Consider the following 23393-nt stretch of genomic DNA (forward strand, 5'->3'; position numbering starts at 1 on the left):
GGCACGTGGTCATCCATCTCCAACCATAATTCAAAAACCAAGCGTTCTTAGTTGGTTTTTTCGCCTGCTTTCCCCAATGTTGGCGCGGTTTCATGCCCTCACCTCTTGAGCACGGTAACCGGTTACACGTCCGCGGCCTGCCGCCGGCGGTGCTTGACGCCTTAGTACCGTTGAGTGGATGTTTCGTTGCCATGCCAAGCTCCTTCCACATCGGGATAGCGTGCCATAGCTGCGTTATTGATTTGTCTACACCCAGCAGGTTACAGCAAGCTGGGAATCTTGCGCTTGGCAACCGGACGAATGTAGCGCGCAAGTGTAACGTCCGACTTGTGGCCGGTCTGCTCACGAATTTGATGAGGCTGCAGCCCGACAGTGGCCGCCTCCGTACAGTATCCGGCGCGCAGGCTGTGCCCGGCCACATTTTTTGCGGCCTCATTGCCGGCCATCATCCTGACGGACGACTTTACGATGAGCGCAACGGACTGTGGGGTTAGCGCTTTACCGCCGACCTGATCGTGCCGATTTATGGCCCGGAATAATGGCCCGTTGAGAATACCGGCAACAAATAGCCAATTCATCAATGCCTTGACCGGGCAGCGACTACCGCGCGCGTGAGGAATAAACACTGTCCTGCCTGCTCCCTCTTGATCCGTCTTCGACCTCCGGATCAGCAGCTCGACACCGGCCTCGAAGCGGGTCATGTCTTCGTAACGAAGCGCTACCAGTTCGGACCGGCGAAAGGCACCGGAAAACCCGATGAGCAACAACGCTTTGTCGCGTGCGGCCTTCATCGGCCGCTGCCGCTCTACGTGAACCATAATTTCCAAGAGATCGTCTTTCAACAGAGGCGACACCTGACGCTGCTTCGTACCTACTGTGCGGCGGATACCTTGCATAGTTCGCTTGACCAAGTTATCCATGACCGGCGATACGAGGCCAACGTCCGTATGTGCGCGATGGATCGCAATTAGACGATGCTGCAGCGTACTGACCGCCAGGATGCCGGCGAAATTCGCAAGGTACTCGGCAACCATTGTCGGTGTTGCCGGTATCGAGCCGCCGTGGTGTGTGAAGTGGCGTATGTCTGCGTCGTATGAGCGCGTGGTGGCGTTCGACTGAGCGGCGGCGGTATAGCTGGCCACTAGCTTCGATGGCGCGGCCTGAGCGGTTTTAACCATTCCCCGCGCGTCGTTTTTTTTGCTCGAACGTTCGTTCATGCTCAGTACTCCGATGGGAGCAATATTGTAGTCACCGACCCGTCGGCCTCAGTGATGACCCACAGACGTTCGCGACCAACGTCGTAAGCTGAAAGAATTCGACTGCCATAGGTGATCGCCACGTGATTCTCGTGTAGATCGGGAGGCGACAAGGTTCCGAAGTCGCCGGTCTGATGACGAGCCAGGTACGCGGTTGCGTTTATACCGGCGCGGTCGAGTAGATTAAGCGCCCCGGGCGTCGCGACGACGAGCCCAAGGCCGAAAAGCGGCTTGGGGTCGGCGTTTGGACTAGCTTGGGAGAGGGACTTTGCATTCATGAGTTTACCTGAGTGCTCTGCTTATGCACAGCGAGAGTCGACCGCCGACCAGTTGGGCCGCACGGTCATGGACATGGGTGAGGTGCAAGTCAACAGGCGCAAGCGCCTGCGACGTTCACTTTCTTGCGGTAGGTGTTTTGCCCATCGGATGGACCCCGATGTACCAACTCGGTACTAGGACGCTGAGGTCAGTTCTTACGACGCGATCCGAGCTAGCAGTCGGGTCAATCACGTATTCCACAAATTTAGCGTCATGGCTTCCCTTTGCTCGATGAAAAACAGCGTAGCGCCCCACCTCCCACTCGACGTCGTAGTCGACCAAAACAAGACACAAGTCAGGTAGTTGTGACGACTTTTCGCACTCCTTCCACACGGTTGCAACCCATGAGTATTTGGCGAGCAAAGCGGCAAGAAAATCGCCGTCAATACGATGAATGTAGGGCCCAGCTTTCGGCAGCCCGAGTTCTTCCGCTTTTTGCCAGACGTCTTCGAGCGTCGTGGACGCAAGTGTTGCGACGGCTGCGAGGGCGCAAGCGTGACGGTCCTTCGTCGTCACCGGCTTAAATGCAGGTTGAAATCCAGCGGCAGAAGAGGTAACGCTATTAGGGATAACTGCGGTCATGATGACTCCATAGGGATAGTTGAGATGTGCACGGCTACGCCCTCCCGTAGGGTTGGCGAAACAGTAAAAAAGGGATGTTTGACGTCGCGCGAAGTGTGGCGCTAGATAACTACGAGAGGACTGCCGTGCTCTGCTGACTGTACTGTTCGTGGCGAACGTAAGTTCAGCAGTTACATTATCGCACGAATTGTGGGTATTTTGACAACTTTTTAACTTTGCGTGGGGCGCGTATAGAGGCGGCAAAGAGGCAGGTTGGCACCTTCCTGTCGTGCGTCTATCACATACTTTTCGCGCGACCACTCATGATGCGTTGGCAAATGCCAGAGAACAGCTTAAAACGGTCAGAGAAGCGGCGACCACGACCGAGTGTCATGGTGCTAGCTCGGCTATCAAAAACGCTGCCTAATGCTGCCTAACGTCGCGTGGGCTTATGGTCCACGTTCGCCATCTGAGTACTTGCCTGGCAATCGATCTCAACAAGAAAGTCGGCCCAAACCGTTAGCGCTTGCTTGCGCTCCTCAAAGTAGGTGTGTACATCGTAGATGCCTTCAATTCCTGGCAGCTTGTGGTTCAGGCACATTTCGCTTACATCTCGAGGTACGCCGAGTGCCCTCATCTGACTCTTTGCTGTGGACCGAAGATCGTGCGGCGTAAACCGGCGCACTGTTGGCTTGTACGTATTCAGCCAAAATTCTACGGCGGCCGCGATTGTGTTCGGATTGATCGGTCTGTCGCCTTTTGCAGATGCATTTTTGTAATCACCTCGCACGGGCAAGACGAACTCCGATTTACCTGATCGCTGTTTCAGTTCTTGCAGCCAAGCCGTTACTGGCGGGGTTAAGGGAATCTGAATGCCAGGTCCCGTCTTCGTTGTAGGAATACTCCATACATCTCGATCAAAATCGAATTGCGACCACTTCGCTGTTCTCAGCTCGCCGGAGCGCACAGCTGTGGCCAACAACAATCGAATCGCTAAAGCATTCTCTCGGTTCATTTCTGCGCCCATCACCTGTCGCAGCTCATCTCGGTTCAACATCAAGCGGCGCCGAGTTGCAGGACGCTTACCCATCAACGCACTTAGGTCTATCCCAACACACGGATTGGCAGCAACCAGTTTCCGACCAGCTGCGTGTTTGAAAAGCATTCTTGCGGTAGTGAGCAGCATGCGCGACTCGTTCCACGGGGTGCCAGCGGATTCAATTAACTCGACGATGTCTAATGACGACACCTGAGCTACCGCGTACGAGCCGAAGCGATTCTGAATTCTGTCTAGGCTGCGACCATAGCCTTTCTGCGTACTCGTCCCTAGGTCGCTCAAGATTTTTTCGCGGTAGTCATCGATGAGCTGTCGGACCGTCCAGTCCTTCATCGCCAGTGCTTTCATACGTTGCTTGTCTACGGCCGGGTCGCCCGCCCTGTCAATCTCCGCCCGCTTCTCCCTTGCTATCTTGCGGGCCTCGGCCAAGCTGATATCCGGAAAATTCCCAATCGTTAGTTCCCTCGCCCGCCCAGCTACGCGGTAACGCAGAATCCACGTTGCAGTTCCAGATGATGAGAGTGTGAAGGTTAACCCACCCCCATCCGAACGAGCTAGCGGCAAGGGTAGAGCCACTACCTGTCCGGATTTTAGGTCTTTGAATGTAGGGACTTCACCATTCTTTACCGTTCTCAGCCAATGTTGCAGCTGTAGAGTCTGCAGTTTCTCTGTTGCGCTACTTTTTTGCTTCATCGCCGTCCTTTTCGTTGCTAGCTACACATGTAGCTACACATCGTAACGACGACACTGCGGGACGTCAATGGACGAGCTAAGATGAAAAACTTTTTAAAATCAATTGGTTAAGAGACATATTAGACGGCACTAGATGCCCATAGACAATGAAAAAATAATACGATGTGATTTTGATGTAGAAGTTTTATGACGGGATTTTAAGGGCGACAACTGACAAGCGCTTTATCCACAGGGAGGGAAGATCGCCATGACAGATCGATCGCCCCTTCCAACAATGCCGTTGCATTTTTCGTGATCGGAGTGATCCATGAAAATTCAATATGCAGTTGCAGTTGTGACTTTGCTGGCGGCCCACCTTGTGGCCCACGCGGCGCCAACAAGCTATGTGTGTCCCCAGTCGATTCCTGAAGCATCTCTTCGCCTGATCGGGCCCAGCCAGGAGTGGACACCGTTTGTCTCTTCGCCGCTGTACTTGAGCAGCGCTGCGCCGGCTGATGGTCCGCCGGAACGTCTCGGCGTGCTTCGTGAACGCGATGCCATGAAAACCAAAACGGGTTGGAGACGGACATACGCACTAGATGGTCAGTACCCTGACGGTAAATGGCTCAGGTGCGACTACGGTGCATTCGGCGAGGTGTCGTTAGCAAAACGACTTCCCGATGAGATTAGCAAGTGCACAGTGACAGGCACGAAAGGCGCGCATGCCGGAGAGACTCAGGTCGACATCAGGTGTCTATAGCGTCGCGTACGTCCCAAGAACAAGGTGTTTAACTGACGTTTTCGCCATTGATGCCCCATCAAGATAACCTGGCGCGCTGGCGTGCCACCTGGACAGCCCTGAACCTGGCCCCGCCCCCCGGCTTGTGCGAGCAACTGCTGCGCGCGTGGGCCGAACCCCAGCGCCACTACCACACGCTGCAACACCTCACCGAATGCCTGGCGCTGTTCGACACGCTGCGCGCGCAGGCCGAGCAGCCTGCCGATATCGAACTGGCCCTGTGGTTCCATGACGCCATCTACGACGTGCAGGGCCACGATAACGAAGCACGCTCGGCGCACTGGGCCACGGAAGCATTGGCGGCGGGCGGCATCGATGCGGCCCGCTGCCAGCGCGTGCATGACCTGATCATGGCCACCTGCCACATTGCCCTGCCCGCTTCGCCAGACCAGGCTTTGCTGGTCGACATCGACCTGGCCATCCTGGGCGCGCCCGCCGCGCGCTTTGCCGAGTACACGCGTCAGATCCGGGCCGAATACGCGTGGGTGCCGGCGGATGTCTACGCGGTCAAGCGCCGCGCTGTGCTGCAAGGCTTTCTCGATCGCGAACAGATTTACACGACGCCAGCCGTCGCGCAGCGCCGGGAGCAGCGTGCCAGAGACAATCTGACCAAGGCCATTTCGTCGCTCTGAACAACGATCCATCAACAGGCAGCATGCTTGATCCAGATCGATTGCAGCCTGCTTGACGAACGCGCCTGCAAACCTATTGAGATCCAGTCCATCCAAGCTGCATGGTGCGCCGTTGCTGCCACCTGCGAACAAGCATGCACCCAACATGCGCGCGTGATTTTGCGTGCGTTCCCATCGGTTCCGCTTGACTTGCGTCAGCAAAATACTTAGCGTCTCACAACAGGCAGCAGGAAACTCCCTTTTTCGCGCGAGAACCACAGGTGATTGCCATGCGAACCCGACTCCGCAATCGTCACAGCAAAGCACCTGACCAACTGCGCGATGCATTGGCGCAGTCGCGCTATGCCGATGTGGTTGCCGATGACGGACTCGAAGCGTCCATGCGACAGCTGACCGAAGGGCAAATGCTCGTCAACCAGGCGCTGGTCGAAAAGATCATCGCCTGCCAGCACTCCGAAGCATCGTTACGCGCATCCGAGCAGCAACTGCACTCGTTACTGGCCCACCAGCGCGCCAGCAGTGAGGCTGAGCGCAAGCGGATCTCGCGCGAGATCCACGATTGCCTTGGCCAAAACCTGCTGGCCTTGCGGCTCGACATTGTCACCCTGCACCAGCAAACGAACGACCACCATGGCGGCCTGCACGATTGGGTGAGTGCAGCGCTGGGCAATGTCGACGAGACGCTGCGCACCGTCAAGCACCTGCTGAGCGAACTACGGCCTGCCGGCCTTGAACTGGGCGTCGTCGCCACGCTGGAGATCGAGGCGCGCAAGTTCACCCGTGCGAGTGGCATCGCCTGCGACGTACAGGTCGACGGGCATCTCGACGATCTGCAGATCGATGAAGATATCCTGATGAGCTTACACCGCGTGCTGCGCGAGTCGCTCGACAATGTGCGTCGTCATTCGCTTGCCAGCCGGGTTCAGCTGCATCTGGCCAGCGTCGACGGCATGCTTGAACTGAGCATCAGCGACAACGGTATCGGGTTCAACCCGCAGGCGCCATGCAAGTCCGGCAGTTTTGGCCTGGCCACGCAGCAGGAACAAGTGGCTGCGCATGGCGGCACACTGGTCATCAACAGTGCCCACATGCAAGGATCTCGCCTCGTCGTGCGCCTGCCCCTGATCGCGCAGCAAGCCACTTTGACGTGCGTTGATCGGCTGACCTGATGACCTGCTGACACCGTCGTTGCGATGCCGCATGCATGCTGAATGCACATCAATGCTGCACGACTATCTTGTTTATTTCTGAGCAAGCCAGCGATTGAAAATCCTGATCGATATCATAGGAATAATTAAATACTGATCCTCCTGTGTGTGTGTGAACTCACAGTGGAGATCTAACGTGCTGGGCTATGTTATTGGGAGTTTAATTATCTCTACAACAAACGAGGAACAGCATGCCAACATCCAAGCACCCCAGCTCCTTCGATGGCGCCGGTTCGGTCCTGAGCACGGTAGCCGGTCCATCCGATGCCAAGCCGCCCCAGAGCCTTGGCGTCAGTAACCCGATCGCGGATCGTCTGCTCGATAAAATCCCTGCTGAGCAAGAGCTCGCAGCGGCACGTCCATTCAATGCCAACAAGGCCAGCGAGTATGGCGATGCATCGCGCACGCCGGCAGTTGGCGAGACCTTCAAGCCGTCGACCCACGCCGCCACTGGCAGCACGACGACCGAAATCATCGCCAACGACAAGGTTGGCGACGGCAACCCGCCAAAAGGCGAAAACGCCACCGTCGATCCGCTCGACCGCGTGCGCGTCGATCCGGCCGACCGTCACCTGACGACCAACCAGGGCGTGCCGGTCTCGGACAACCAGCATTCGCTGAAGGCCGGCCTGCGTGGTCCGACCCTGCTCGAAGACTTCGTGCTGCGCGAAAAGATCAGCCATTTCGACCATGAGCGCATCCCTGAGCGCGTCGTGCACGCACGCGGCTCGGCTGCCCACGGTTATTTCGAGTCCTACGACAACTTCAGCGCCCTGACCCGCGCTGTCCCGTTCGCCAAGAAGGGCAAGCGCACGCCAGTGTTCCTGCGCTTCTCGACCGTGGCCGGCGAACGTGGTTCGACCGACACCGCACGCGACGTGCGCGGTTTCGCCGTCAAGTTCTATACCGAAGAAGGCAACTGGGATCTGGTGGGTAACAACATGCCCGTGTTCTTCATCCAGGACGCCATGAAGTTCCCTGACCTGGTGCACGCAGCGAAGCCGGAACCACACCACGCGATGCCGCAGGCTGCCACCGCCCACGACACGTTCTGGGACTTTGCCTCGCTGTCGCCTGAAATCGCGCACATGCTGATGTGGGCGATGTCCGACCGCGCCATTCCGCGCAGCTACCGCACGATGCAGGGCTTCGGCGTGCATACGTTCCGCCTGATCAACGCACAGGGCGAAGCACGCTTCGTGAAATTCCACTGGACGCCAATGCAGGGTACGCATTCGCTGGTGTGGGACGAGGCTGTCCGCATCTCGGGCGCCGATTCCGACTTCCACCGCCGCGACCTGTGGGAAGCCATCGAAGCCGGCAACTTCCCTGAATGGGAACTGGGCCTGCAGATCTTTACCGAAGAGCAGGCTGCCAGCTTCTCCTTCGACGTACTCGATCCGACCAAGCTGATTCCGGAAGAACTCGTGCCACTGACGCCAGTGGGCAAGATGGTCCTGGACCGCAATCCGGATAACTTCTTTGCCGAAACCGAGCAGGTTGCATTCTGCACCTCGCACGTCGTGCCGGGCATCGATTTTTCGAACGATCCGCTGCTGCAAGGTCGTAACTTCTCGTACCAGGATACCCAGCTGACCCGTCTGGGCGGCCCGAACTTCCACGAGATCCCGATCAACTCGCCGATCGTCCAGATCCAGAACAACCAGCGCGACGGTTTCCATCGCCAGGCCATCAACCGTGGCCGCGTGAACTACGAACCGAATTCGCTGGGCGGCGGTGTGCCATACCAGGCTGGTCCTGCAGGCTTCACCAGCTTCCCGGAGACGATTGCAGCGGACAAAGTGCGCGGCAACCCGGAACTGTTTGCTGATCACTATTCGCAGGCACGCCTGTTCTGGCAGAGCCAAAGCACGCCAGAGCAGAACCACATCGTCAACGCATTCCGTTTCGAGCTGACCCGCGTGCAGACGCCGGCCGTGCGCGAGCGTGTGCTGGCGCTGCTGGCCAACGTGGATGACGTGCTGGTGTCGCGTGTGGCCGAAGGCCTGGGCATGGATGTGCCTGCACCGCTGCCACTGGCCACCGATGCGCCGATTCCAACCTATCCGCCATCGCCAGCGCTGTCGCTGATGAGCCGTCCGGGTGTCACCGGCATCAAGGGCCGCCGCGTCGCGGTGCTGATCGCCTCGGGTGTCGATGACAAGGCAGTCAAGAGCCAGTACGGCAGCCTGCTCAAGGATGGCGCCGTGCCACGCATGGTCGGCAATATGCTGGGCAAGGTCAAGGCGCTTGACGGTGACCCGATCGACGTCGAGATCTCGGTTGAAGCTGGCCCATCGGTCATGTATGACGCCGTGATCGTGCCGGACGGCGACCAGGCTGTGGCCACGCTGGCCAAGAACGCACAGGTGCTGGAATTCCTGCGCGAGCAATACCGTCATGGCAAGCCGATCCTCGTGTTCGGCGCCGGTTCGGACCTGCTGACCAAGGCCATGATCCCGACCACGCTGCCGGACGGTTCGGATGACCCGGGCCTGATCATGGGCGATGCTGCCAATGCCGATGCGGCCGTGGCCGCGTTCAAGACGGCGCTCGCCGGCTTCCGCGTGTTTGCACGCGAAACCGATCCACCTTCGGTGTAAGTCAGTCCAGCCCGCCTGTCAGCGATCACCCCTGTGATTGCCGGCAGGCGGGACAGGCAAAAATTTAATGAGCAGTAAGAAAAAAGACACCAGCTGGTGTCTTTTTTTTTTGCTCGTTCCACCACCACAGTGAGTGTCTGCATAGACGGCCATCAATATTGATACGTGGAATTGGGTGAGACTTCCGCAGTGCCACGATCGCTATAATTGTCCTGCGGCATTGACTGGCACAGCATTGTGTCCTTCTCCCACTTTCACGAAAGCCTCCCATGTTCTGTTCTCATTGCGGCGCTCCGATGGCGCCGGATGCTGCTGCGTGCGCCGTGTGCGGCAAGGCGGCAGCGGTCCTCGCAGCGCCGGCAGTCAGCCTCGACAAACCACCGCCTCGCGGGACCAGCGGTGATATTCCGGATGGCGTCAAAGGCTGGAGCTGGGGCGCATTTTTCCTGAACTGGATCTGGGCCATCGGCAACCGCTCCTGGATTGGCCTGCTGGCGCTGGTGCCCTACGTGGGCTGGCTCATGGTGTTCTGGCTGGGATTCAAGGGCCGCGAAATGGCCTGGAAAAACAAGCAGTGGGACAGCCTCGAGCACTTCAACCGCGTCCAGCGCAAATGGTCGCAGTGGGGTGTCGGCATCACGGTGTTCGTATTTGTCGTCGGCATCCTTGCGGCCATCGCCGTCCCTGCGTATCAGGACTACGCGACACGCGAGCGCGACGTGCAGCGCGCTGCCGACCAGGCCGAAGACACCGCGCCGCTCGCTGACGGAAGTAGCATCGACAGCAATGCCGACAACCTGCCAACGTCGCTGCGCACCGTGGCCGGCCTGCTGGAACGCAAGACTGGCGCCGATGGCGCCGGCACGCTGCTGCTCGATGGCCAGGCGCTGTTCACGGGCGAGGATGCGCGCTGGCAATTCCCGCTGCGCAGCTTCAAGCTTTCCGGCGGCAAGGAGGCCATCCTGGTTGCCAGCAGCGGTGGACGCGGCAACAGCTGCGAGACGCTGTTCTACTTTTTGCTTGCCGACGCATCCGGTGTCACGCCCACGCCGCTGTTCGGCACCTGCGCCGCGCAAGGCAGCATCGCGCAGCGTGGCGACATCATCACCATCAAGCTGCCGGACGTGAACGGCGCGTCGACGACGGTGTTCGAAGACGGCGTCGTGCGCGCCGACGGCCAGGTCGTGAGCCTGACCGGCATGAACGATCCATCGCGCTAACTGCGCCGCTTCTTCCAGTTGTAGTCGGCGCCCGTGACGTCTACGCCGGGATGACCCACGACGTCCGGATGCTCCGAACACATGGTGATGAAGCGTATGCCTTCGCCTTCGCGCTGGCGCTTGCGCAGCGCCTCCATGAATCCCATCGCCGGGACCATGGCGGCCGTGTCGAAGCCCTGCGCATGCGCGTGCGTGGCTGCGCCATCCACCACCGTCCAGTAGACCATGTACATTGGATTTCCCCCTGCATTGTGATGACAGACATTGTCGCTTGAATAGATCTGCTCTGCAGAACTGCCACGCTACCGAAAAAACCGCCGCAGTAAGGTAGGACTGGTCCGAAAAACGCCCGCTATGTGAACCACTTAACATAGTGACTGCCCGGTGACCGTTAGTCTGTTGTCATGTTCACTACGCAGGTAAGCCTTCATGACTCTTCGCACCGATTCCCAGCCCGACCTCGCCCTGTGGGGCGGGCTCGAATGCACGGTTAACCGCATACGCGACGACTATTTCAGCCAGATGGACCGCAACGGCCATGCTGGCCGCCTGCAAGATATTGAACGCTTCGCATCGCTCGGCATCCAGGCGATCCGTTATCCGGTGCTGTGGGAGCGCACTGCGCCCGACGGCATCGACAAGGCCGACTGGTCGTGGGCCGACGAACGGCTGCCGGCCCTGCGCGACCTCGGGGTCAACCCGATCGTCGGCCTGATCCACCACGGCAGCGGCCCCCGTCACACGAGCCTTGTCGATCCCGCCTTCCCCGCTCAGCTGGCCGAGTACGCCGGCGCCGTGGCCGCCCGTTATCCGTGGGTCGAGCACTACACGCCCGTCAACGAGATCTGCACGACGGCGCGCTTCTCGGGTCTGGCCGGCGTCTGGTACCCGCATGGCGGCGACGAAGCCACGTTCATCCGCGCGCTGCTGATCCAGTGCCGCGCGACGGTGCTGTCGATGCGCGCGATCCGCGCCGTCAATCCGGCCGCCAAGCTGGTGCAGACCGACGATCTGTCCAAGACCTACGGCACGCCCGAGATGCAGGACATCGCAAATTACTTCAACGAGCGTCGCTGGCTCGCCTGGGACCTGCTGTGCGGGATGGTCGACACGAACCACAAGCTGTGGGACTACCTGCTCGACTCGGGCGCCACTGCCGATGAACTGCGCTGGTTCCGCGACAACCCGTGCCCGCCCGATGTGATCGGCGTGAACTACTACGTCACCAGCGAGCGCTGGCTCGACCATCGCCCTGAACGCTATCCCGAGAGCCACCGCCATATGTACCGGGGCATTGCGCATGCCGATATCGAGGCGCCGCGCGCGCTGGCCACGCCCACGCCCGGCATTGCCCCGCTGCTGATGGAGACTTGGGAACGTTACGGCATCCCGATCGCGATTACCGAAGCGCACATCGATGCCAACCGCGAAGACCAGCTGCGCTGGCTCGTCGAAATCTGGAACGCCGCACTCAAGGCGCGCCAGCAGGGCGCCGACATCCGCGCGGTCACGGTCTGGGCGCTGCTGGGCTCGTTCGACTGGAACAGCCTGGTGACCGCCTGCCACGGCTACTACGAGCCAGGCCCGTTCGATGTGCGCTCGCCCACGCCCCGCCCGACCGCGCTGGCAACCCTGATGCGCGAACTGGCCAGCAAGCGCGCGCTGTCCAATCCCGTCCTGCAGGGCGAAGGCTGGTGGCGCCGGCCGGGTCGCTTCTGGTGCAAACCCGTGGCCACCCGCACGGCGGTGGCTGACATCGCGGTGCGCAGCCAGTTCAAGTCGGCGCCCGTGCAGCCCATCCTGATCACGGGCGCGAGCGGCACGCTGGGCGCAGCCTTCAAGCGCATCTGCGAAGCGCGCAACCTGGCTTGCCACGCACTCACGCGGCAAGAAATGGACATCACCGACCCGGCCTCGGTCGACGCGGCAATCGTGCGTTTCAAGCCGTGGGCGATCATCAATGCAGGCGGCTTCGTGCGCGTCGACGAGGCCGAGACCGAAAGCGAGCGCTGCATGCGCGAAAACACGCTGGGTCCGACCGTCCTGGCGCTGGCCTGCATGCGCCACGCGCTGCGCTTCATGACGTTCTCGAGCGACCTGGTGTTCGATGGTGCCAAGGGCGCGCCGTATGTCGAATCCGATGCGACCAATCCGCTCGGCGTCTACGGGCGCAGCAAACTCGATGCCGAAACGCGCGTGCTGGACGCCGATCCGCAGGCACTCGTGATCCGCACCAGTGCATTCTTCGGGCCATGGGACCGGCACAATTTCGTGACCCAGGCGCTGGGCGCGCTGGCCAATGGCGAGCCATTCGAGGCGGCGGGCGACATGATCGTCTCGCCGACCTATGTGCCGGACCTGGTGAAGGTGGCGCTCGACCTCATGATCGACCGTGAGCGCGGCATCTGGCACCTGACCAATGGCGACGCGGTGAGCTGGGCCGAGCTGGCGCGGCGCGCCTGCGCGGCAGCGGGCATGTCCGCGGATAGCTTGCAGGAGATTGCGGCTGATGCTGTCGATTACCCGGCGCAGCGGCCGGCGTTCAGTGCACTGGGCAGCGAACGTGCGCTGTTGCTGCCATCGCTGGACAATGCATTGCAGCGCTATGCGCACGCGGTGCAGGAAGCTGCCGGCGGCGCCGGCATTCGGCAGGCGGGCGAAGCGGCGCATTACGCGCGCTGAGGATATCGGCTTGATTTCGCTGCCAACCATCACCGCGTGGACGGCGTAGCCGTCCACCCTACGGGGAAATTGGCTGCCGTGAACTGCAGATAGTTCGTAGGGTGGACGGGTTTCCCGTCCACGCGGCGATCGTTAGCGGTGCCGATTCATGCCGGATGATCTGGCAGCAAGCCATAACCGCATTGACAGCGTAGCCGTTCACGTTACGCAGCAGGCTAGATCGCCTGTTTCTTCTCGGCCGTGAACTGCAGATAGTACAGATTCGCGTACATGCCCTTCATGGCCAGCAGTTCGTCGTGCGTGCCCTGCTCCACGATACGCCCTGCTTCCATCACCACGATCCGGTCGGCCCGCTCGATCGTCGACAGGCGGTGCGCGATCACGATGGTCGTGCGCCCGGCCATCAGCGTGTCGAGCGCCGACTGCACCGCGCGTTCGCTCTCATTGTCGAGCGCCGACGTGGCTTCATCCAGAATCAACAGCGGCGCATCCTTGTAGATCGCGCGTGCAATCGCCACGCGCTGGCGCTGGCCGCCCGACAGACGCGAACCGTTCTCGCCGATACGCATGTCGATGCCATCCGGCAGGCGTGCCACGACGTCCGTCAGGTGCGCCGCGCGGATCGCACCGGCCAGACGCTCGTGGTCGATGTGCTCGGCCCCGTAGGCGATGTTGGCTGCCAGCGTATCGTCGAACAGCACGACGTTCTGGCTCACCATCGCCAGCTGGCTGCGCAGCGACGCGAGCTTGATGTCGGTGTACGGCACCCCGTCGAGCAGCACGCGGCCACCCTGAGGATCATAAAAACGCGTGACCAGGTTCACGAACGTCGACTTGCCGCCACCCGAGACCCCCACCAGCGCCACGGTCTGCCCCGGCAACACCTCGAGCGAAACGTCGTCGAGTGCCGGACCGGCCGCATTCGGGTACTGGAATGCAACCCGTTCGAACACCAGGTGGCCGTTGGCACGGCCCAGCTCACGGCTGCCGGTGTCGACTTCCGGCTCGGCGTCGATGATGCCGAACACCGTCTCGGCGGCCGACATCCCCCGCTGCATCGGACCATTCACTTCGGCCAGCGACTTGAGCGGCGTGAGCAGCATCAGCATCATGGTGACGAACTGCGTGAATTCGCCAACAGTCATGTCGGCCTGCATCGCCAGCACGACCACCAGCGACAGCGCCAGCGAGGTCGCGATCTGGGTCACCGGCGTGGTGGCGGCAAAGGCCACCGTCATGCGCTGCGAGAAACCGCGCAGCGCGACACTGCGTTGATGAAAGCGGCGCCGCTCGTAGGCTTCGCCGGCGAACACACGGATCACCTGGTGACCGCGCGCGGCTTCCTCGACCACGCCGGTCATCTCGGCAGTGACGCGCTGGCTTTCGCGATTCAGGTTGCGCAGGCGCTTGGTGGTCGTGCGCACGATGACGGCAGTCAGCGGGATCACGACGATGGCGATCAGCGTGAGCTGCCAGTTCAGGTACAGCAGGCTGCCGAGCAAACCGATCACGACCAGCACGTCGCGCACGCAGGCGACGAACACCGACTGGATCATGTCGACGACCTGGCGCACGTCGTTGACGACCGTGTTGATGATCTTGCCGGTGCTCTCGTCCTGGTAGCGCGCGACCGGCAGGCGCAGCACGCGCTCGAAGGCCATCGCGCGCATGTCGTTGAGCACGCGCGACAGCACCCAGTTATTGAAGTAAGCGGTGCCGAAGGTGCCGATCCCGCGCAGCACGAAGATCGACACCAGCACGGCAGGAATCAGCCACAGGCTGAACGAGACGCGCTCTTCGAAGCCGCGGTCGAACAGCAGCTGCATCGCCTTGGCCAGCAGCGGCTGCGTCGCGGCGGTGATCGCCATCGACAACAGCGCCAGCGCCGCGCGCGATTTGTACGGTTTGACGAGCGCCAGCAGGCGCCGCACGATGACCTTAGTTTCCACGTTGTTCAACCTTCTTTTCAACCATTGCAGCTTTCGCCTGGCGCGTCTTCGCGACCAGGCACAGTCCCATCAGCAGGAACACCATCAGCGCATAGAACATGCTGCCCTTGAGCGACCAGAAAATCACCTCGGTGAGGCCAAAGCTGAAATAGCTCAGCACCACCAGCATGCCCGCCAGCGCCGGCGCGAACTGCGGCAGGCCGGCGCCGCGCGCATGCGCCTGGGCCTGCGCGCCGCGGCCGAGCTGGCGCGCGAAGAACACGAACGGCGCGACCAGGATGCCGGCCCAGGCCAGCAGCCCGAAGATGCCGCCCGTGGCCAGCGCCTGCAACCCGTCATTATGGAGGTGTTCCAGGGACAGGATCGCCGGATCGAGCGTGCCCTGCTCGACCATGTTGCGGATTTCGGTGCGCAGCGTGTTGCGGTCCAGGCCGAACAGCGGCCGCTGTTCGATCAGGATCGCCGCGCCCTTCCACAACTCGAGCCGGGTGCCGACATTGGTATGTACATTGCCGCCATCGACCCAGGTCTGGACATCGTCCACGCCCTGCAGCGCGCGCTCCTGCATGCCGGTGGCCGGCACCAGGAATGCAGCGGCGACCAGCGCGAAGCTGCCAGCCAGCAGCAGGCGCAGCTTGCGGCTGTGCAGCAACTGCGCGTAACTGAGAAACAGCACGGCGGCCAGCGCCAGCGCAACCCAGCTGCCGCGGGTGCCGGTGAGCAGGCAGGCGGCCAGGCCGGCCAGCGCGCCCAGGCCCGCCAGCGCCGCCTTGCCGGCGTGATGGCGATAATCGATCGCCGCCGCCAGCGCCACCAGGCCCAGGCACAGCGCCAGGTCGCCGAAGGTAATCGCGTTGAGAAAGCCGCCCGGGCGCTCGACGCCCATGGCGATGCGCTGCCAGGCCACGAACGGCAGCGCCGCGATCGCGCCGGCCACCACGCCCCACCACAGCATCGCAGCGCGCGGCCTGGCCAGCACGACCAGCGCCATGGCGCTCATGGCCAGCAGCAGGCGTGACGGTTTGTCGAGCGAATCCAGGTGCGCCTCGGGCCGCAGCACGACTGCGGCCACGGCCAGCGCGAACTGGAACACGAAGGCCGCGAGCACCCAGCGGATCTCTTTCCAGTACGGCACGGTCGCGGCCCAGGCCTTGCGCGGCACGAACAATGCGGTGAGCAGGAACAGGAGGCTGGAAAAACCGATGCCGGACGGCGTGGTCAGACTAATCAGGGGAAACAGGAACATCTGGAAGCCAACCAACCACTGCAGCGGCTCCCGGGCCTTGATCGACGTATTGTTCATTCTTGTTCTTGTGGGCTATTCTTGCGGCCTAGAGAGCATTTGTATCGGACACCATGCAGCAAACACAGACATTGTCGGTCGTGATCACCACGTACAACCGGCCCGACGCACTGGCGGCGGTGTTGGCCGCCTGTTTCTTGCAGGACGACAAGAATTTTGAAATCATTATCGCTGATGATGGCTCGACTGCCAACACGCGGGACTGCGTCACGCGGCTGGCGGCAGGCGCCCCCGTGCCCGTCAAGCATGTGTGGCAACCGGACGACGGCTTTCGCGCCGCCATGGCCCGCAACCGCGGCACGCTGGCGGCAACAGGCGACTATATCATCTTCCTCGACGGCGACTGCGTGCCGCAGCGCGACTTCATCGCCCGCCACCGCGCGCTGGCCCAGCAGGGCTTCCTCGTGTCGGGCAGCCGCATCCTGCTCAGCCAGGCGCTGACCGAACGCGCGCTGCAGGGCGGCATCGACGTGGCCGGCCTGAGCGTTGCCGAGCGCCTGCGCCTGCGGCTGGCTGGCGACATGAACAAGGTGCTGCAGACGATCGTGCGCTGGCCCGACGTTGGCCGTGTGCGCCGCAAGTTCAGCTGGCGCCGCATCAAGAGCTGCAATCTGGGGGTATGGAAGGCCGACCTAATAGCAGTCAATGGCTTCGACGAAAGCTTTACCGGCTGGGGCCACGAAGATTCGGATCTCGTGGTGCGCCTGTTCCATGCCGGCGTATTGCGCAAGGATGGCGCCATGGCAACTGAAGTGCTGCATCTGTGGCACGCTGAAGCCGAGCGCGACCAGGCATCGAGCAACCGGCGCACCGTGCTCGAGCGCGCCGCCAATGGCACCACGCAGGCCAGTGTCGGGCTGCGTGAACACGCTGCCCCGAACTGACCTGACCCTGACCTGACCAGGCCTTAGACGCCCACCGCCGGCAGTGTCTGCGCAAACTGCGAGACGCCGTCGAGATTGAACAGCTCGACCTTCATCGCCTTGGTGCGCGGGTCGATATTGACCTCACCAAAGAACTGGTAGCCAGAAAACGGCGAAGAATTCTGGATCACCGGACTTTTCGAGAAAACCGCCGTAGGGCCGAAGGTCTTGTCGAGCACGCCCGGACCGAAGGCGCCGGCATTCATCGGGCCGGCAACGAATTCCCAGAATGGCGAAAAATTCGTGAACCGGGCCTGGGCCGGATCGTAATAGTGGGCCGCGCAGTAGTGGACGTCGGTGGTGATCCAGACCACATTCGGGATCGCCTTGATACTGCTGAGCAGGCGCGCCATTTCGAGTTCGCGGCCGAGCGGCACGCCATCGTTGCCGTTGGCGATCGCTTCCCATACGTCTTCACCCCGGGCATTTTTGCCGTCGCCAACGTTCAGGCCAATGGGCATGTCGGCGGAAATGACTTTCCAGGTGGCGGTCGAGGCTTTCAGCCCGGCGATCAGCCATTCCAGCTGTTCACGGCCCATGAATGCCGAACTCGCGTCCTCCGCCGTTTGCAGATTCGTGCTGTTCGGGCCACGATAGGTGCGCATGTCCACGACGAAAACGTCCAGCAGCGGGCCATGCGAGATGGTGCGATAAATGCGCTGCGGTTCGCTTTGCTTGTAGTAGCGCATCGGCGCATATTCGAGGAAAGCGCGGCGACCACGGGCCGTGAGGGTGGCGATGCTTTTTTCGGTATAACGTGCGTCGCCCGACAAATCCTTGGCGGCGCTGTAGTTGTTCGTGACTTCGTGATCGTCCCATTGCCAGATCTGCGGCACCTGGGCCGCAAACTTGCGAAAGTTCGTATCCAGCATATTGTAGGCGTGGCGGCCGCGGTATTCCTTCAGTGTTTCGGCGACCTTGCTCACTTCCTCCGTGACCACATTGCGCCAGACCTGGCCGTTTTCTGCCGTCACCTGGGCCAGGATCGGCCCATCGGCATAAATCGTGTCGCCGTTGTGGATGAAAAAGTCCGGGTCGCGCAAGCGCATCGCTTCATAGATTTTCATGCCGCCAAAATCGGTGTTGATGCCCCAGCCCTGGCCGCACTGGTCGCCGCTCCAGTGAAACCGCACGGCCCGGGTGCTATCCGCAGCCGGCGTGGTCCTGAATTGGCCCGAGATGGTTTCGCTTTCGATCTTTGCATTATTGGGATCGACGTAGCGCACGCGCACGAAGACCGTCTGGCCGGCGGGCAGGCCGCTCAGGTCGATACGGCTCGTGAAATCGGTCGCGTCGCTGGCCGTGGGGCCGACGATCCGGCTGGCGTTGCTGAAACGCTCGCTGGTATCGTATTCGACGATCATCTGCGCGGTGCGGTCGCTGCGGCTCCAGATGATCGCCCGTTGATCGGTAATGTCGCCGAACTGGATCCCCGATGGCATCTTCGGGCGTTCGCTTTCACTGACACCGATTGCCGCATGGCTGCTGCTGCTGCCGCCGCAGCCCCCGAGCAGCAGGGAGCCGCCCAATGCCGAACTGCCCACCAATGCCCCGCCCTGGGCCAGGAAAGTGCGACGCGAATGCGATGAAGTCATGCCGGCTCCGTTCATGTAAGAGCAGACAAGCTTATTTTTTGAATATGACGTGGCGATGAATCGTCAAATGAAACTAGGCTACCCCGCGCCGCGCCCCCGCCCCACCCCAGGCGCGCACGCGCGCGGCAACGTCCTGCGGCGTGATCGACCGCATGCAGGAGCAGGTCGCCGAGTCCGCACAGCCGGCGCACGGCTGGCGGGCGACCGCTACCTCGGCCAGCGCGCCCAGCGGCGCCCAGCGGCCCGGATCCATCGGCTTGATCGGCGGGAACAGGCCCAGCGTCGGCCGTCCCAGCGCTGCCGACAGGTGCATCGGGCCGGTGCTGCAGGCCACCAGGCCATCGCAGGCGCCGATCAGCGCCAGGAGCTCATCGAGGTCGAGCCGGCCGCACAGATTCTCCACGTTCGGCAGCGCCAGCAAGGCCGGCGCCTGCGCGGCCAGCAGCACGCCCTCGGCGGCGCTGCCGGTGACGAACAGGCGCATGGCCGGGTCGCTTCCGAGGTCACGCGCCAGCGCCGTGAAGTGGGTCAGCGGCCATTCACGGGCGCTGCCATTCGATTTCGGATGCAGGATGACGTGCCGCCGCCCCGGCGCCAGCAAGGCGTCAACGGCGGCGCGCTGCGGCGCATCCAGCCCGTACAACTGCGGGATCTCGGCCAGCGTCGGCACATGGTCGATGCCCAGGGGGCGCAGCAGCAGAAAGTTCAGCTGCGCCTCGTGCAGGTCGGACTTGGCGCGGCTGAAGCGCGCCAGTCGGTTGCAGGTGAACCAGTGATACACGCGGTGGCTGGTGCCTACCCGGTTAGGCACGCGCGCTGCCTGCGCCGCGCGCGCCAGGCGCCGGTCGGGAAACGCAAAGATCACGGTGTCGTAGTCGCCGTCGGCAAACAGGCGGGCCAGATCGTCCGACGCTTCGAGCGTGATCACGCGGTCGAGATGGCGGCTGTGGCGCATGGCCGGGGCCACGTAGGCACGGCACAGCAGGTCAATCTGCGCCTGCGGAAAGCGCTGCTTGAGGTAGCCGGCCAGCGGCAGCGTCAGGACGACGTCGCCGATATTGTCAGTGCGGCAGATCAGGATGCGGCCAAAGGCCGATCTGCCGTCGGTCGAACGTGCGCTAGTACTCAACTGCGACGTCCTTCGCACCCAGCGACATCTCCAGCGCCGCCTTGAGCGTATCGGATGGCGCCACGCGCCAGTCGTCGCCCAGTTGCACGGTGAACGGAATATCCTGCGTCTGCAGCCGCAGGCTTACCGGCATGCCGTCATGCACCCGGTGCGGCTGCAGAATCTCGGCCAGGCGGGCCGCGCTGACCGATTTGTCCAGGTCCATCTCCAGCTTGTGCCCGTACTGGATGCGCGCCGTGGCCAGGTCGAACACCTTCTCGGCCGTGATGCGCAGGCCGCCGTTGAAGCGGTCTTCGGATACCTTGCCCACCACGAGCAAAAATTCGTCTTCCTTGAACGCGTTCTTGTTGGCCTCGAACACTTCGCTGTAGACCGTCACCTCATGCACGGCGGTCTTGTCGTCCAGCGCCACGATCAGGATCTTGCCGCGCTGCGTCATCTGCGTGCGGATGCCCGAGATCACGCCGCACATCATGCGCGGGTCGCGCGACGGCTCGAGGTCTTTCATGCGCGTCTTGGCAAAGCGGCGCACCTCTTGCGCGTACGAGTCGAACATATGGCCCGACAGGTAGTAGCCGAGTGCGATCTTTTCTTCGGACAGCTTCTGGCGATCGGTCCATGGCAAGGCCTTCACGTACTCGGGCGGGGCCACGAGATCCGCATCGTCGCCACCGAACAGGCTGACCTGGTTGATGGCCGCTGCAGCCTGGCCAGCCGCCTCCATCGCGAACGACACCGACGCCAGCAGCACCGAGCGATCCACGCCGAAGGCGTCCATCGCGCCGGCGCGGATCAGCGATTCGATCGTGCGGCGGTTGATCTGCTTGCGGTCGACCCGGTTGCAGAAGTCGAACAGGTCCTTGAACTTGCCGCCCGCCGTGCGCGCGGCAATGATGGCTTCGATTGCGCCCTGCCCCGCGCCCTTCACGCCGCCCAGGCCGTAGCGGATATTCGTGACCGGCTTGCCCGTTTTCGAGCGTGCTTCGCCTTCCGGCGTGAAGCGGAACTGCGATTCGTTGACATCCGGCGGCAGGATCGTGAGCTTGCAGACTTCTTTTGAATCCTCGACCAGGATCTTGATTTTCTCGGTGTCTTCCATCGCCAGCGACATGTTGGCGGCCATGAACGCGGCGGTGTGGTGCACCTTCAGGTACGCCGTGTGGTACGACAGCAGCGCGTAGGCGGCGGCGTGCGACTTGTTGAAGCCGTAGCCCGCGAACTTTTCCATCAAGTCGAAGATCTCGTCGGCCTTGGCCGTGGTGAGGCCATCCTTGGCCGCGCCGGCGCGGAAGATCTCGCGGTGCTCGGCCATTTCTTCGGCCTTCTTCTTGCCCATCGCGCGGCGCAGCATGTCGGCGCCGCCCAGCGAGTAGCCGCCCACGATCTGCGCCATCTGCATCACCTGCTCCTGGTAGACCATGATGCCGTAGGTCTCGGACAGGATCGACTCGGTGCGCGGATCGGGGTAGTCGAACTTTTCGCCGTGCTTGCGCTTGCAGAAGTCGGGGATCAGGTCCATCGGGCCCGGGCGGTACAGCGCAACCAGCGCGATGATGTCCTCGAAGCGGTCGGGGCGCGCATCCTTGAGCATGCCCTGCATGCCGCGCGACTCCAGCTGGAAGATCGCGACGGTCTTGGCGTCGGACAGCAGCTTGTACGACGCGCGGTCGTCCAGCGCCAGCTTGGCCAGGTCGAATTCGCTCTCGGCCGGATCGAGCTGCTTGATGTACTTGACCGCGCGGTCGAGGATCGTCAGCGTGGTCAGGCCCAAAAAGTCGAACTTGACCAGGCCCACGGCCTCCACGTCGTCCTTGTCGTACTGCGAGACCACGCCGGTATCGCCGCCCTGCGTGTACAGCGGGCAGAAGTCGGTGAGCTTGCCCGGTGCGATCAGCACACCACCGGCGTGCATGCCGATGTTGCGGGTGATGCCTTCGACCTTCTGCGCCAGTTCGAGCAGCGTCTTGACCTCTTCTTCGTTCTCGAGGCGCTCCTTGAGCATCGGTTCTTCTTCGATCGCCTCGGCAATCGACACCTGCTTGCCCGGCTTGAACGGAATCAGCTTGGAGATGCCGTCGCAGAAGTTGTAGCCGAAATCGAGCACGCGGCCGACGTCGCGGATCGCGCCCTTGGCTGCCATCGTGCCGAAGGTGGCGATCTGCGACACCGCATCGCGCCCGTACAGGTCTTTCACGTGCTGGATGACCAGCTCGCGCTTTTCCTGGCAAAAGTCGATGTCGAAGTCGGGCATCGAGACGCGTTCGGGATTCAGGAAACGCTCGAACAGCAGGTTGTACTTGAGCGGATCCAGATCCGTGATCTTCAGCGCATACGCCACCAGCGAACCCGCACCCGAACCGCGGCCCGGGCCGATCGGCACGTCGTTGTTCTTGCCCCACTGGATGAACTCGGCCACGATCAGGAAGTAGCCGGGGAACTTCATGTTGATGATCGTCTGGTTCTCGAAGTCCAGGCGCGCCTCGTAGCGCGGGCGCTCGCGTTCGCGCTCCGCCTCGTTCGGGTACAGCTGCAGCAGGCGATCTTCCAGGCCTTTTTTGGTTTCGGCGATCAGGAATTCGTCGATCGTCATGCCCGGCGTCGGGAAGTTCGGCAGCTGCGGCTTGCCCAGTGTGAGCGTCACATTGCAGCGCTTGGCGATTTCAACGGAGTTGGCCAGCGCGCCCGGCAGGTCCCTGAACAGCTCGGCCATTTCGGCCTGCGACTTGAAGCACATGTTCTCGTTGAAGCGGCGCACGCGCTTGGCGTTGGCCAGCATCTCGCCCTCGGCGATACAGACGCGCGCTTCGTGGGCGATGTATTCGTCCTTGACGAGGAACTGCACCGGGTGCGTCGCCACGACCGGCAGCCCGAGGCGCCCGGCCAGCGCCACCGAATGGCGTACCTGCTGCTCTTGATTGAGCTGGCCGGCGCGCTGGATCTCGATATAAAAGTGGCCCGGGAACACGCGCGCCCAGCGCGCGGCATTGGCCTCGGCGCGGGCGATGTCGCCGTTCTCGATGGCCTGCCCGATGTCGCCGAAATGCGCGCCCGACAGCACGATCAGGCCATTGGCCTGCGACTGCCCGGGGTTGAGCGTGGACGTGGACGTGGCCAGCGCTTCGAGCCATTCGGCGCGCAGTTCGGCGCGCCCCTTGTGCTGGTTGGTGAGCCAGGCACGCGCCAGCAGGTCGCACAGTTGCAGGTAGCCGGTGTGGTTCTTGGCCAAAATGAGCAGGCGGTGCGGCTTGTCGCGGTTGTCGTCGTTGGTGATCCAGGCATCGACCCCGACGATCGGCTTGACGCCCTTGCCGCGCGCCTCTTTGTAGAAGCGCACCAGGCAAAAGGTGTTGGCCAGATCGGTCACGGCCAGCGCCGGCTGCCCATCCTTGACCGCCGCCTTGACCAGCTCGTCAATACGGACCAGGCCGTCGACGATGGAGTATTCGGAGTGGATGCGCAGATGGGTAAAAGTCGGGGAAGTCATCC

Annotated in this window: 17 protein-coding genes; 7 read left to right on the plus strand and 10 right to left on the minus strand. The window is 62.1% G+C overall.

The genetic code is table 11. The features are described 5' to 3' along the window. Window positions 1-260: 260 nt before the first annotated feature. The 4 genes from AC56LW_RS05220 to AC56LW_RS05235 form a co-directional block, all read right to left on the minus strand. A complete protein-coding gene (locus AC56LW_RS05220; RefSeq protein ID WP_499632347.1) occupies window positions 261-1217 on the minus strand; it encodes a site-specific integrase in 957 nt (318 codons plus the stop codon). 2 nt (window positions 1218-1219) lie between these two features. Beyond that, window positions 1220-1534 (minus strand): hypothetical protein, encoded by a 315-nt coding sequence (locus tag AC56LW_RS05225; protein ID WP_499632350.1) that lies wholly within the window; start codon window positions 1532-1534, stop codon window positions 1220-1222. A 115-nt stretch (window positions 1535-1649) separates the two neighbouring features. After that, window positions 1650-2156: a hypothetical protein gene (locus AC56LW_RS05230; protein ID WP_499632353.1), complete on the minus strand. Its 507-nt coding sequence runs from the start codon at window positions 2154-2156 to the stop codon at window positions 1650-1652. 412 nt (window positions 2157-2568) lie between these two features. Further along, window positions 2569-3885, minus strand: coding sequence for a tyrosine-type recombinase/integrase (locus AC56LW_RS05235; protein WP_499632356.1), 1317 nt, complete (start codon window positions 3883-3885; stop codon window positions 2569-2571). A gap of 307 nt (window positions 3886-4192) precedes the next feature. On the opposite strand from AC56LW_RS05235, the gene AC56LW_RS05240 reads away from it, so the two are divergent. The 5 genes from AC56LW_RS05240 (at window position 4193) to AC56LW_RS05260 (ending at window position 10326) form a co-directional block, all read left to right on the plus strand. Next, window positions 4193-4624 carry an STY0301 family protein gene (locus AC56LW_RS05240; RefSeq protein WP_499632359.1) on the plus strand — a complete coding sequence of 144 codons (432 nt, stop codon included), beginning with the start codon at window positions 4193-4195 and terminating at the stop codon, window positions 4622-4624. A gap of 50 nt (window positions 4625-4674) precedes the next feature. Beyond that, window positions 4675-5295: an HD domain-containing protein gene (locus AC56LW_RS05245; protein WP_499632361.1), complete on the plus strand. Its 621-nt coding sequence runs from the start codon at window positions 4675-4677 to the stop codon at window positions 5293-5295. A gap of 269 nt (window positions 5296-5564) precedes the next feature. Beyond that, a complete protein-coding gene (locus AC56LW_RS05250; RefSeq protein ID WP_499632363.1) occupies window positions 5565-6464 on the plus strand; it encodes a sensor histidine kinase in 900 nt (299 codons plus the stop codon). A gap of 230 nt (window positions 6465-6694) precedes the next feature. After that, window positions 6695-9106: a catalase gene (locus AC56LW_RS05255; protein ID WP_499632366.1), complete on the plus strand. Its 2412-nt coding sequence runs from the start codon at window positions 6695-6697 to the stop codon at window positions 9104-9106. A 269-nt stretch (window positions 9107-9375) separates the two neighbouring features. Then, window positions 9376-10326, plus strand: coding sequence for a zinc ribbon domain-containing protein (locus AC56LW_RS05260; protein WP_499632369.1), 951 nt, complete (start codon window positions 9376-9378; stop codon window positions 10324-10326). Here the strand turns inward: AC56LW_RS05260 and AC56LW_RS05265 are convergent. Further along, on the minus strand, window positions 10323-10559 hold the full coding sequence (locus AC56LW_RS05265) for a hypothetical protein (protein WP_499632372.1): 237 nt from the start codon (window positions 10557-10559) through the stop codon (window positions 10323-10325). The genes AC56LW_RS05260 and AC56LW_RS05265 overlap by 4 nt on opposite strands. A 196-nt stretch (window positions 10560-10755) precedes the next feature. Here AC56LW_RS05265 and AC56LW_RS05270 point away from each other — a divergent pair, with 196 nt between their 5' ends. After that, window positions 10756-13008, plus strand: coding sequence for a family 1 glycosylhydrolase (locus AC56LW_RS05270; RefSeq protein WP_499632375.1), 2253 nt, complete (start codon window positions 10756-10758; stop codon window positions 13006-13008). 215 nt (window positions 13009-13223) lie between these two features. Here AC56LW_RS05270 and msbA read toward each other — a convergent pair whose 3' ends face one another. Together msbA and AC56LW_RS05280 are read right to left on the minus strand one after the other, a co-directional pair. After that, window positions 13224-14957, minus strand: a complete 1734-nt coding sequence (msbA, locus tag AC56LW_RS05275; RefSeq protein WP_499632378.1) for a lipid A export permease/ATP-binding protein MsbA — start codon at window positions 14955-14957, stop codon at window positions 13224-13226. Further along, window positions 14947-16260, minus strand: coding sequence for an O-antigen ligase family protein (locus AC56LW_RS05280; protein ID WP_499632381.1), 1314 nt, complete (start codon window positions 16258-16260; stop codon window positions 14947-14949). The genes msbA and AC56LW_RS05280 overlap by 11 nt, the downstream gene beginning before the upstream one ends. 53 nt (window positions 16261-16313) lie before the next feature. Here AC56LW_RS05280 and AC56LW_RS05285 point away from each other — a divergent pair, with 53 nt between their 5' ends. After that, complete coding sequence (locus AC56LW_RS05285; protein WP_499632385.1) at window positions 16314-17144, plus strand: glycosyltransferase family 2 protein; 831 nt, start codon at window positions 16314-16316, stop codon at window positions 17142-17144. 23 nt (window positions 17145-17167) lie between these two features. On the opposite strand, the gene AC56LW_RS05290 is transcribed toward AC56LW_RS05285, so the two are convergent. From AC56LW_RS05290 to dnaE, 3 genes are all read right to left on the minus strand, one after another. Further along, window positions 17168-18778: an alkaline phosphatase D family protein gene (locus AC56LW_RS05290; RefSeq protein WP_499632388.1), complete on the minus strand. Its 1611-nt coding sequence runs from the start codon at window positions 18776-18778 to the stop codon at window positions 17168-17170. A 73-nt stretch (window positions 18779-18851) separates the two neighbouring features. After that, window positions 18852-19907, minus strand: a complete 1056-nt coding sequence (locus AC56LW_RS05295; RefSeq protein ID WP_499632391.1) for a glycosyltransferase family 9 protein — start codon at window positions 19905-19907, stop codon at window positions 18852-18854. After that, the gene (gene dnaE / locus AC56LW_RS05300) at window positions 19897-23391 is read right to left on the minus strand and encodes a DNA polymerase III subunit alpha (protein ID WP_499632394.1); all 3495 of its coding nucleotides are present in this window, start codon (window positions 23389-23391) and stop codon (window positions 19897-19899) included. Before dnaE ends, AC56LW_RS05295 begins: the two co-directional genes overlap by 11 nt. Window positions 23392-23393: the final 2 nt, after the last annotated feature.

The organism is Telluria sp. LT2P80 (assembly GCF_059685955.1).

Bases quoted from the DNA above. Each gene is read 5' to 3' on its own strand.
- AC56LW_RS05285 (WP_499632385.1), top strand. From the start codon at position 16,314: ATGCAGCAAACACAGACATTGTCGGTCGTGATCACCACGTACAACCGG.
- AC56LW_RS05270 (WP_499632375.1), top strand. From the start codon at position 10,756: ATGACTCTTCGCACCGATTCCCAGCCCGACCTCGCCCTGTGGGGCGGG.
- AC56LW_RS05255 (WP_499632366.1), top strand. From the start codon at position 6,695: ATGCCAACATCCAAGCACCCCAGCTCCTTCGATGGCGCCGGTTCGGTC.
- AC56LW_RS05290 (WP_499632388.1), bottom strand. From the start codon at position 18,778: ATGACTTCATCGCATTCGCGTCGCACTTTCCTGGCCCAGGGCGGGGCA.
- AC56LW_RS05260 (WP_499632369.1), top strand. From the start codon at position 9,376: ATGTTCTGTTCTCATTGCGGCGCTCCGATGGCGCCGGATGCTGCTGCG.
- AC56LW_RS05250 (WP_499632363.1), top strand. From the start codon at position 5,565: ATGCGAACCCGACTCCGCAATCGTCACAGCAAAGCACCTGACCAACTG.
- AC56LW_RS05235 (WP_499632356.1), bottom strand. From the start codon at position 3,885: ATGAAGCAAAAAAGTAGCGCAACAGAGAAACTGCAGACTCTACAGCTG.
- AC56LW_RS05265 (WP_499632372.1), bottom strand. From the start codon at position 10,559: ATGTACATGGTCTACTGGACGGTGGTGGATGGCGCAGCCACGCACGCG.
- AC56LW_RS05230 (WP_499632353.1), bottom strand. From the start codon at position 2,156: ATGACCGCAGTTATCCCTAATAGCGTTACCTCTTCTGCCGCTGGATTT.
- AC56LW_RS05240 (WP_499632359.1), top strand. From the start codon at position 4,193: ATGAAAATTCAATATGCAGTTGCAGTTGTGACTTTGCTGGCGGCCCAC.
- AC56LW_RS05225 (WP_499632350.1), bottom strand. From the start codon at position 1,534: ATGAATGCAAAGTCCCTCTCCCAAGCTAGTCCAAACGCCGACCCCAAG.
- AC56LW_RS05245 (WP_499632361.1), top strand. From the start codon at position 4,675: ATGCCCCATCAAGATAACCTGGCGCGCTGGCGTGCCACCTGGACAGCC.
- AC56LW_RS05220 (WP_499632347.1), bottom strand. From the start codon at position 1,217: ATGAACGAACGTTCGAGCAAAAAAAACGACGCGCGGGGAATGGTTAAA.
- dnaE (WP_499632394.1), bottom strand. From the start codon at position 23,391: ATGACTTCCCCGACTTTTACCCATCTGCGCATCCACTCCGAATACTCC.
- AC56LW_RS05280 (WP_499632381.1), bottom strand. From the start codon at position 16,260: ATGAACAATACGTCGATCAAGGCCCGGGAGCCGCTGCAGTGGTTGGTT.